Here is a 9,086-nt window from a genome sequence, read left to right as displayed (position 1 = left end):
GAGCATGTGAGCACGTGAGCACGTTAGCTTTTGACTGGGCCGCCACCCGGATCCCGGGTGGCGGCCCTTTCACATGACCTCGCGGCCGTCAGGCCGTGTCGAAGTCGGCCATCTCCTGCTCGATGCGCTGCTGGATCACCGGCGTCAGCTGGTGCAGCACGTCCGTGTCGGGGAACTCCGGAACGCCGTAGTGCGCAGCCACCAGCTGCTCCAGCTCACCCTCGCCGGGGAACCGCTTGTGCTCGTGGGCGTACGACCACGTGATCTTGTAGACCGTCTCCTCGAAGTCGTCGACCCGGGGCTCGGGCTCCTCGACGTACTCCGGGTACGGCTCGAACGCCTCCGGGCCCTGCTCGTGGCGCGGGTCCGGGAGCGGGATGTCCTCGGGGCCGAGCGGCACGGCCACCGGCGTCGGGGCCAGACCGTCGACGTACCGCGGGTCGTACGCCGTCTCGTGAGCCTCGGACGGGAGCTGCGGAGACTGGAACCACGGACTGTCGTGGTTCGGGGCCTCCGCCTCGCCGTGCAGACCCGCCTGAGGCTGCTGCTGCGCCTGCTGCTGAGCGAGCTGGGCCTGCGGCTGCTGGGGAACCTGCGGCAGCTGCTGGGGCTGGACCCCGGGGGCCACCTGGACCGCCGGACCCGCCTGGATCGGGAGCGCCGCGTGCACCGACTGCTGCTGCAGCGCCTGCTGGGGCTGCTGAGGCTCCGGTGGAAGGAGAGCCGGCTCGATGCCCGCCGCCGCCAGGCCCGCCGCCGCCGTCTCCGCCAGCGGCACCCCGTACCGGGCCAGACGCAGCGGCATCAACGCCTCCACCGGAGCCTTGCGACGCCAGCCGCGACCGAAACGGGCCTGCAGCCGCGCCTGATAGATCAACCGCTCCTGCTCCAGCTTGATGACCTGCTCGTACGAGCGGAGCTCCCAGAGCTTCATCCGGCGCCACAACCGGAACGTCGGCACCGGGGACAGCAGCCAGCGCGTGAGCCGGACGCCCTCCATGTGCTTGTCGGCCGTGATGTCCGCGATACGGCCCACCGCGTGACGCGCGGCCTCCACGGACACCACGAACAGGATCGGGATCACCGCGTGCATACCGACACCCAGCGGGTCCGGCCAGGCGGCGGCGCCGTTGAAGGCGATCGTCGCCGCCGTCAGCACCCAGGCGGTCTGGCGCAGCAACGGGAACGGGATCCGCAGCCAGGTCAGCAGCAGATCGAGAGCGAGCAGAACACAGATGCCCGCGTCGATCCCGATGGGGAAGAAGTACGAGAAGGTGCCGAAGCCCTTGTCCACCGCGAGCTCGCGGACCGCGGCGTACGAACCCGCGAAACCGATCCCCGCGATGATCAGCGCACCGGCGATGACGAGGCCGATGAGTATTCGGTGTGTGCGTGTCAGCTGCATCGCGGCCACCCGCGATCCCCTCCCCGTCAAACGACATCTCGCGCGCACAGAGTGGCACATGCACACGGAGCCCGGCCCTCGGGGGAGGGACGGGCTCCGCACAGAAGTGCCACTCCGCGCTGGTTTGTGACTACTTGTTGGCTACCCGCCGGCTACTTGTTGGCTGCCGCGACGGCGGTCACGGCCTCCTTGGCCGCCTTCACCGCGCCGTCCATGATCTTCTTGTCCGTCGGGGTGTCGGCACCCGCGTAACCGGCGCCGTTGTACGAGAGCAGGACCAGCACATTGCCCGTACGCGCGACGACGGAGGCGTAGACGAAGTCCTCGTCCGTCTTCCGCAGCTTGTACGCGACGGCCTGCGCCTCGTCGCCGATGCCCGAGGCCGTCGTGGTGCGAAGCGACTTCGCACCGGGGGTCTCCTGGATCTTCGCGAGCTCCTTCGTCAGGTTCTCCCGCGCGCGCTCCTCGCCACTGCCCAGCGAGACGTCCGACTCGTACCGGTAGAACGACACGTCGAGCCAGCGGTACTGCGAACCGTCCACGCCGTTGTCGTCGAGACCGTTCCACGAGCAGCCGCCACGGCTGGCCAGGTCACTGGACGCGGCGGGCGTGCCCTTCTTGCTCTTCGCCTTGGGCACCAGCGCGTCGGTCGTCTTCGCGGAGATCGCCTTGCAGACCTCCGGCAACTTCGCGAACTTCGCCGGCGCGACCGTCGGCGTCGGCGAGGGAGTCGGGGCGGCGGACGCCGACACGGAGGTCTTGTCCTGGCCCCCCTTCGTGCCGGAGTCGCCACTGCCACCCGAGTCCGAGGAGCAGCCGGCGACGACGAGCATCACCGGGACGGCTGCGCAGGCGAGTATGCGGGGGAGTCGCGGGGCTGATCGCTGCATGGTTCCTTCAGTCGCTTGTCGTACGGTCCGGCCGGCCGGTCGGCAGCCTGGGCCATCGGGCGGCCACGGCCATCGGGCGGCCACGGGTACGCCGACACGTTACGTGGTCGCCGTCCGCTCACGGATCGGAAGCGAACGGCTACTCCTCCAGGCGCTCGGCGAGCATCCGGGCCAGATTCCGGGCCTTTTCCTGCAGTTCTCCGCTGTCGGGGGCCTCCGCGGAACCGGTCGTCTGCTCCCGGTAGGAGACCGTCACGATGACGTTGGATGTGCGGAACACCACGCTGACGGCACGCCGATGGCCGCTCGCACCGACCGTACTCAGGACGTCGTCGAGGTACGCGATGTCGCCGAGGCCGTCGAGGACGCGGGGCTCCAGGCCGGTGGAGGTCGGCGTGGGAGTGGGCGTCGGGGTGCCCGCCGGGGCCGTTCCCGTGGTGGGTGTCCCCGGCGTCGGGACGGTGATGGTGGGGCCCTCGGCGGGCGGGGTCTTGCTCGGCGGCACGGTGGTGCTCGTCGTGCTCGCCGTGCTCGCCGTGCCCGTGGTGCTCGTCGTGCTCTTGGGGTCGGCGGTGCCGGTGGTCGCGCCCGTGGCCGTGCCGGTGGGCGTGGGCGGGGTCGTCGGCGGGGGCGTGGACGGTACGGGGACGGCGATGCCCGCCGCGAGCTGCTTGCGGAGGTACACCTCCTGGGCCTTGGTGTCGTCGCTGACAGCGGGGTCGTACGACACGACCCGCTCGACGTCGAGGACGAGCCGGTGCGAGGTCTCCGGGCTGTCGGCCTTCCACGTGCAGCCGACGCGCCGGTCCGTGTCGTACGTGACCGCCGCGACGCCGCGGTACGCCTTGCCGCGCTCGGGGTCGGCCAGTGCGGCGGCGCCCGGGAGCAGGTCCTTCAGCGTGGCCTGCGGGACGGAGCCGCAGGGCTCGAAGAGCGTGCGGTAGCGACCGGGGGGCGCGACGGGTGCGGCGGGGCCGGCCTTGGAGTCGACGGCGATGTCGTCCGTCGTGGCACCCGCCGAGCAGCCGGTGAGGCCGAGCCCGAGGCCCAGCCCGAGGACGCTGGTGAGGATGGCGGCGGTACGTGCCGTGGACCCGGTGCGGCCGGGGGCGTACCTCTTTCGCTGCACGGTCCCAGGCTCCCTTCTCCCGAAGTCTTTCCCGAAAACTGTTTGCCGCGCGAACCCGGCCGGTGGACACAATGTCTATCGCACACGCAGCTGTTGATGCCGGTCCGCTGTCACCTGTACGGGCTTTGGCGCCGGTTTTTGCGTTATCAGACTTATCGGGGGAATCGAGGAAGTATGTCGTACGTAGAGGTACCGGGGGCGAAAGTACCCATCCGGATGTGGACCGATCCTTCCACGGTCGACGACGGCGCCATGCAGCAGCTGCGGAACACGGCGACGCTGCCGTGGATCAAGGGCCTGGCCGTGATGCCGGACGTGCACTACGGCAAGGGTGCGACGGTCGGCTCGGTGATCGCGATGCAGGGGGCGGTGTGTCCGGCGGCGGTCGGCGTGGACATCGGCTGCGGCATGTCGGCGGTCAAGTCCTCGCTGACGGCGAACGACCTGCCGGGCGATCTGTCACGGCTCCGGTCGAAGATCGAGCAGGCGATCCCGGTGGGGCGCGGGCTGCACCGGGAGGCGGTGGACCCGGGGCGGCTGTACCAGTTCCCTACGGCGGGGTGGGGGGACTTCTGGTCGCGGTTCGACGGGATCGCGGAATCGGTCAAATTCCGTCGTGGACGTGCAGAACAGCAGATGGGAACGCTCGGAAGCGGGAACCATATGATCGAAATCTGTCTTGATCAGTCAGGTTCGGTCTGGCTGATGCTGCACTCCGGCTCCCGCAACGTCGGCAAGGAGCTGGCCGAGCACCACATCGGCGTGGCGCAGAAGCTGCCGCACAACCAGGGCCTGGTCGACCGGGATCTGGCGGTGTTCGTCTCGGACACCCCGCAGATGGCTGACTACCGCAACGATCTGTACTGGGCGCAGGAGTACGCGAAGTACAACCGCGCGCTCATGATGGCGCTCCTGAAGGAAGTGATCCGCAAGGAGTTCCGGAAGGCGAAGGTGACCTTCGAGACGGAGATCTCCTGCCACCACAACTACGTGGCGGAGGAGCAGTACGAGGGTATGGACCTGCTGGTCACGCGGAAGGGCGCGATCCGCGCCGGCCGTGGCGACTTCGGGATCATCCCCGGGTCGATGGGCACCAGCTCGTACATCGTGAAGGGGCTCGGCAACGAGAAGGCCTTCAACTCCGCCTCGCATGGCGCGGGCCGCAGGATGAGCCGGAGTGCGGCGAAGCGGCGCTTCACGGTGCGGGACCTGGAGGAGCAGACGCGGGGCGTGGAGTGCCGTAAGGACTCCGGCGTCGTGGACGAGATCCCGGCCGCGTACAAGCCGATCGAGCAGGTGATGGAGCAGCAGCGGGACCTCGTCGAGGTCGTCGCGAAGCTGAAGCAGTTCATCTGCGTGAAGGGCTGAGTACGGGCAGCGGACGGCCCCGGCACACTGTGCCGGGGCCGTCTGTTCGTGGCTTAAAGGCCGTACGGCGGAGGTGACGGTTCGATGCCGTTCACCAGGCGCCAGCGACGCACCTGGCAGCTGCTTTGGGACCGGCCCAGTTCGGCTGCCGCGTCGGCCAGAGTGGGGGCCGCGAGCAGGATGCGGTCGGCTTCGGCGGTCCACGGTTTCCGGGGAGGCCGCACCTTCATCTCGGGCGGACGCACCCAAGAGGCCAGGGACGCGGCGGCGCTCTCCTTGCGCTCCAGGGCGAGGCAGCCGGGGGCGTAGAGGTGCTCGGCCAGCTGGATGGCCGCCTCCTTCGTGTACAGGATGTTGTAGACCCCGTCACGAGCGTTTCGCTTGATCAGGCGTTCCGCGCCGGTGACCTTCTTCGCGTAGTGGCACAGGTAGGCGCCGACCGCGCTGCTGGACGTGGTGAGAGAGATGAACGGGAAGCCTTGGCCGGTGAAGCCGACCGACCCGTCTGCGTCGATGACGCCGCGGAGGTAGTCCCGGCGGGAGAAGGGCACACGGGGCGGCGTGATCTTCTTGGACTTCTTGCCGTAGGGCAGGCCGAGCTGGTTGAGCGTGGTGCGTGCTTCCAGCGCGCACAGGCTCCAGGTCGCCGAGTGATGGTTCTCCGAGAAGTTCGTCGACCGGGTGCGCTCGGTGATGCTGGAGTTGTACGGGGTCAGCTCTTGGAACTCGCGCAGGATCTGGATGTCCCGCGCATTGATCTCCACGGTGATGCGTCCCCTCAGGCGTGTTCCTTCTGCCATGTGGCCGTCGGCTTGGAGGAAGCCGAACATGTAGGCGTAGCGGGGGTCCTTGAGGTCCATGAAGTGCGGCGACGTGGTGGGCGTGAGGGCGCTCGTGTCGAAGAGCGCGGGCACGTTAGGGTCCTGTTCAGCCATCGGAAGTGTTGCCTTCCTGGTGGTGAGGCCCTCGGCTGGGACTGCAATCCCGGTCGAGGGCCGTTCTGTATGGAGTTGTCCTCGACGTTAGGTCGGGTCTTCGGGTGTCGTCCCGGTGATCGGGTGGGTTCACTCGATCGTGGAGTTACAGCTCGCGGTGGACCTTGGTGTTGGAGGCCTGGGCTCGGGGGCGGACTACCAGGAGGTCGATGTTGACGTGCGGCGGGCGGGTGCAGGCCCAGGTGATGGTGTCGGCCACGTCGTCCGCGGTGAGGGGTTCGGCCACGCCCGCGTAGACCTTGGCCGCCTTCTCGGTGTCGCCGCGGAAGCGGGTCGTGGCGAACTCGTCCGTCTTGACCATGCCGGGGGCGATCTCGATGACGCGGACCGGAGTGCCGACGATCTCCAGGCGGAGGGTCTCGGCGAGGACGCGGGCGCCGTTCTTGGCGGCGACGTAGCCGGCGCCGCCCTCGTAGGTGGAGTGGCCCGCGGTGGAGGAGAGGACGACGACCGTGCCGTCGCCGCTCGCGGTGAGGGCGGGGAGCAGAGCCTGGGTCATGTGGAGGGTGCCGAGGACGTTGACCTCGTACATCCGGCGCCAGTCCTCGGGGTCGGCGGTGGCGACGGAGTCGGCTCCGAGGGCGCCGCCGGCGTTGTTGACGAGGACCGCGAGGGCGCGGAAGGCGCTGGCGAACTCGTCGACGGCGGCGCGGTCGGTGACGTCGAGGGCGTAGGCGGTGGCCTGGTGGCCGGCGTCGTTGATCTCGGCGGCGAGTTCCTCGATGCGGTCCTTGCGGCGGGCGGTGAGCACGACGCGGTAGCCGGCGGCGGCCAGCTGCTTGGCCGTGGCGGCGCCGATTCCGCTGCTCGCTCCGGTGATGACGGCGATGGGGGTACCGGGGGCGGTCATGGCGTGCTCCTCGCGCAGGTGGTCGATTACGTGGATCGCCCGGTCAGGATAGGTGGCGGGGATGTGGGTCAGCGGCTGCGGGGGGCGTACATGATCACGGCCATGCCGGCGAGGCAGATGAGTGCGCCGATGATGTCCCAGCGGTCGGGTCGGTAGCCGTCGGCGGCCATGCCCCAGAGGAGTGAGCCGGCGACGAAGACGCCTCCGTAGGCGGCGAGGATGCGGCCGAACTCGGCGTCGGGCTGGAGGGTGGCGACGAAGCCGTAGACGCCGAGGGCGAGGATGCCGGCGCCGATCCAGATCCAGCCGCGGTGTTCGCGTACGCCTTGCCAGACGAGCCAGGCGCCGCCGATCTCGAAGAGGGCGGCGAGGGCGAAGAGGGTGGCGGAGCGGGCGATCAGCATGGGGGGAGCGTGTCAGAGGGGGGCCTTGGGACACGCTGCCTGACGGGGTGTCAGGGGAATGGGTGTGATGTGGGTATTTTGGGCTTATGCGTTTCATGCGGAAGTCTGTGCTCGGGGCCGTGCTCGCGGTCTCCGTGGTGATGGGTGCGGGTGTGAGTGCCGGTGCCGTGGGGGTCGAGGCGGATCTTGCCCACCACGGGCATGTCTCCCTGTGGGACGGGCGGGTCGGTGTGTGGCTGGTCAGTGGGAACCACGGGCCCTCCGATCTCTCTCAGGCGACGGTCCGGCTCGCTTTCTCCGTGCCGATGGCGGGGGGTCAGGAGCTGCCGACGGCGTGTCTGTGGAGCAGTGACCGTGTGGTGTCCTGCCGGACGGGTGAGTTGCGGGCCGCGGGGGGTGTCGGTGAGCTGGCGCTCGATCTGCGGACCGCGGGTCTCCCGGACGAGTTGACGGTGGAGATCAGTACGGCCTGGCGGGACGGGGCGGCGGCCGATCGGAATCCGGGGAACGACCGGCATCGGGTTCTGGTGCTGGCCACCGGGGATCCGTACGTCTTCTGATCAGCGGGTCGTCCAGTGGATGTAGCTGTCGGGGCGGATCAGTACCGTGTCGCGGCGGGACCGGTCCGGCCAGGTGGCCCGTATCAGGCGCTCGGGTGCGAACGGGGCCGTCGGTGGCAGGGAGGGGGTCGCGCCCTCCGGAGTGATCAGGACGAACTCGCCCTCGCGCAGCAGTTCGTGGAGCCGGCCCTCGCGTAGGTGGAGGTCGGGTGCGCGTCGGCCCGCCGGGCGGCGGGAGCCCGCCGGTGGTGCGTAGGCGATGCCCAGTCCGCTGATCATGCCCAGCGCTCGGGCGGAGGCGGGGCCGACCGTGTTCAGAAAGCGGGCGGCGATGGCGCGGGCGGCTCGGGTGAGCGGGGTGCGGGCCATCGCGAGGCGCACGAGCGCGCCGCTGCTGCGTAGCACCATGGCGCCGACCGGGTGTCGCTCGGACTCGTAGCTGTCGAGGAGTGCCTCGGGGTCGGGGGCTTCGCCGCGCAGGACGGCGATGAGCTTCCAGGAGAGGTTGGCGGCGTCCTGGAGGCCGGTGTTCATGCCTTGTCCGCCGGCGGGGGAGTGGACGTGGGCGGCGTCGCCCGCGAGGAAGACGCGGCCCGCGCGGTACGCCGGGGCCTGGCGCTCGTCGCTGTGGAAGCGGGAGATCCAGCGGGCGTCGTGCATGCCGTAGTCGCTGCCGAGTGCGGTGCGGGCGATCTCGCGGAGCTCGTCGAGGTCGACGGGCTCGCTGTCGGGGACCTGGCGGGTGCGGTTCCAGCCCATGACCCGGTAGTAGCCGTCGCCGAAGGGGGCGAGGAAGGCGAAGGCGTCTCCGGAGCCGCTGACCGTGAGCGTTTCGGTGGGCTCCTCGGTGAGGCGGACGTCGGCGAGGACGAGGGAGCGGATCACGGAGCCGCCGGGGAAGGGCAGGCCCAGGGCGGAGCGCACGGTGCTGCGGTGGCCGTCGGTGCCGACCAGGTGGCGGGCGCTGAGGGTGCGGGGTGTGCCGTCGGGGTCGCTGAGCTCGGCGGTGACGGTGTCGGGGTCCTGGCGCAGGCCGCGGAGCTCCGTCCCGTACCGGAAGGTGACGCCCGCGGCGGCGGCTCGGCGTTCGAGGAGTCGCTCGACCTCGTACTGCGGGGTGATGAGCAGGTGGTTGAAGCGGCTGGGCAGTCGGGTGAGGTCCAGTTCGAGGTGGTCGAAGAGGCGCATCCGGGTGAGGGTCGTGCCGGTGGTGAGGAGCTCGTCCGCGAGGCCGCGGGCGTCGAGCTGTTCCAGGGTGCGGGCGTGCACGCCGAAGGCTCGGGTGAGGTTGCCGCGGTCGGGTGGGCGGCGCTCGACGAGGGTGACGTCGATGCCGGCGGCGGCGAGGTCGCCGGCGAGCAGCAGGCCGGTGGGGCCCGCGCCGATGACGAGTACGTCCGTGTCCGTGGTGGTGCTCATGGCTGCCTCCAGGGGGTCCACGACCGTTGGCCAACGCCCGTTGGTCAACGCTTGTTGGCAACTGTA

The 9,086-nt window shown here is 70.0% G+C and carries 9 protein-coding genes; 2 read left to right on the top strand and 7 right to left on the bottom strand.

Annotated features, from left to right (window positions below):
* Positions 1-88: 88 nt before the first annotated feature.
* From ACWFR1_RS12995 to ACWFR1_RS12985, 3 genes are all read right to left on the bottom strand, one after another.
* Positions 89-1,414, bottom strand: coding sequence for a DUF2637 domain-containing protein (locus tag ACWFR1_RS12995; RefSeq protein ID WP_453549890.1), 1,326 nt, complete (start codon positions 1,412-1,414; stop codon positions 89-91).
* A 143-nt stretch (positions 1,415-1,557) separates the two neighbouring features.
* Positions 1,558-2,295, bottom strand: a complete 738-nt coding sequence (locus ACWFR1_RS12990; protein ID WP_453549888.1) for a DUF3558 domain-containing protein — start codon at positions 2,293-2,295, stop codon at positions 1,558-1,560.
* A gap of 139 nt (positions 2,296-2,434) precedes the next feature.
* Positions 2,435-3,424: a DUF3558 domain-containing protein gene (locus ACWFR1_RS12985; protein ID WP_453549886.1), complete on the bottom strand. Its 990-nt coding sequence runs from the start codon at positions 3,422-3,424 to the stop codon at positions 2,435-2,437.
* 174 nt (positions 3,425-3,598) lie between these two features.
* Between ACWFR1_RS12985 and ACWFR1_RS12980 the strand changes: the two genes are divergently transcribed.
* Positions 3,599-4,792, top strand: a complete 1,194-nt coding sequence (locus ACWFR1_RS12980; RefSeq protein ID WP_453549883.1) for an RtcB family protein — start codon at positions 3,599-3,601, stop codon at positions 4,790-4,792.
* Between the two features lie 53 nt (positions 4,793-4,845).
* On the opposite strand, the gene ACWFR1_RS12975 is transcribed toward ACWFR1_RS12980, so the two are convergent.
* The 3 genes from ACWFR1_RS12975 to ACWFR1_RS12965 all read right to left on the bottom strand — a co-directional run bounded on the left by ACWFR1_RS12975 (position 4,846) and on the right by ACWFR1_RS12965 (position 7,041).
* Positions 4,846-5,727 (bottom strand): hypothetical protein, encoded by an 882-nt coding sequence (locus ACWFR1_RS12975; protein WP_453549882.1) that lies wholly within the window; start codon positions 5,725-5,727, stop codon positions 4,846-4,848.
* A 145-nt stretch (positions 5,728-5,872) separates the two neighbouring features.
* Complete coding sequence (locus ACWFR1_RS12970) at positions 5,873-6,637, bottom strand: SDR family NAD(P)-dependent oxidoreductase (RefSeq protein ID WP_453549879.1); 765 nt, start codon at positions 6,635-6,637, stop codon at positions 5,873-5,875.
* 68 nt (positions 6,638-6,705) lie between these two features.
* Complete coding sequence (locus ACWFR1_RS12965) at positions 6,706-7,041, bottom strand: YnfA family protein (protein ID WP_453549877.1); 336 nt, start codon at positions 7,039-7,041, stop codon at positions 6,706-6,708.
* 95 nt (positions 7,042-7,136) lie between these two features.
* Here ACWFR1_RS12965 and ACWFR1_RS12960 point away from each other — a divergent pair, with 95 nt between their 5' ends.
* Positions 7,137-7,601 carry a hypothetical protein gene (locus ACWFR1_RS12960; RefSeq protein WP_453549875.1) on the top strand — a complete coding sequence of 155 codons (465 nt, stop codon included), beginning with the start codon at positions 7,137-7,139 and terminating at the stop codon, positions 7,599-7,601.
* On the opposite strand, the gene ACWFR1_RS12955 is transcribed toward ACWFR1_RS12960, so the two are convergent.
* Complete coding sequence (locus ACWFR1_RS12955) at positions 7,602-9,020, bottom strand: FAD-dependent oxidoreductase (RefSeq protein ID WP_453549873.1); 1,419 nt, start codon at positions 9,018-9,020, stop codon at positions 7,602-7,604.
* Positions 9,021-9,086 lie beyond the last annotated feature (66 nt).

Source organism: Streptomyces sp. NPDC055103, from assembly GCF_053607625.1.
This window is presented reverse-complemented; position numbering and strand designations above follow the sequence as displayed.

Excerpts from the sequence above, each read along its gene's own strand:
- ACWFR1_RS12965 (WP_453549877.1), bottom strand. The coding sequence starts at position 7,041 with ATGCTGATCGCCCGCTCCGCCACCCTCTTCGCCCTCGCCGCCCTCTTC.
- ACWFR1_RS12975 (WP_453549882.1), bottom strand. The coding sequence starts at position 5,727 with ATGGCTGAACAGGACCCTAACGTGCCCGCGCTCTTCGACACGAGCGCC.
- ACWFR1_RS12990 (WP_453549888.1), bottom strand. The coding sequence starts at position 2,295 with ATGCAGCGATCAGCCCCGCGACTCCCCCGCATACTCGCCTGCGCAGCC.
- ACWFR1_RS12970 (WP_453549879.1), bottom strand. The coding sequence starts at position 6,637 with ATGACCGCCCCCGGTACCCCCATCGCCGTCATCACCGGAGCGAGCAGC.
- ACWFR1_RS12980 (WP_453549883.1), top strand. The coding sequence starts at position 3,599 with ATGTCGTACGTAGAGGTACCGGGGGCGAAAGTACCCATCCGGATGTGG.
- ACWFR1_RS12955 (WP_453549873.1), bottom strand. The coding sequence starts at position 9,020 with ATGAGCACCACCACGGACACGGACGTACTCGTCATCGGCGCGGGCCCC.
- ACWFR1_RS12960 (WP_453549875.1), top strand. The coding sequence starts at position 7,137 with ATGCGGAAGTCTGTGCTCGGGGCCGTGCTCGCGGTCTCCGTGGTGATG.